The sequence below is a fragment of the Neisseria sp. WLZKY-1 genome (genome assembly GCF_046546535.1).
Taxonomy (GTDB): Bacteria; Pseudomonadota; Gammaproteobacteria; order Burkholderiales; family Neisseriaceae; genus Neisseria.
This window is the reverse complement of sequence record NZ_JBKGTW010000152.1, coordinates 1-295: the sequence shown is the minus strand read 5'-3', so window position 1 is coordinate 295 and position 295 is coordinate 1. Positions and strand designations below refer to the sequence as shown.

At 44.7% G+C, this 295-nt stretch carries 1 pseudogene; it reads left to right on the top strand.

The window, feature by feature from the left end:
* Window positions 1-193 (top strand): annotated as a pseudogene (locus tag ACLD9W_RS12620) (IS5/IS1182 family transposase); the annotation flags it as partial.
* Window positions 194-295 lie beyond the last annotated feature (102 nt).

Genomic DNA, 295 nt, shown 5'->3' with positions numbered 1-295 from the left:
AAAAATATTTTCACACATCTGAACACAAATGCCGACTATGAATACACCATGATAGACGGCACCATTGTCAAAACCCATCGGCACGGTCAGGGCGCAAAAGGGGACGCTCAAACAGGCAATCGGCCGATCCAAAGGCGGGATGACGACCAAAATCCTTGCCCTGACCGATGCTTTGGGCAATTTATGTGATTTCAGACGTAAGTAACAAAATGGAGGCTAAAAATCCCCGCAAGCCTTATCCTATAAGGCTTTAAAAGAGGTCAAAGGCTTTGAATACAAAAAATGCCCTTTTTGC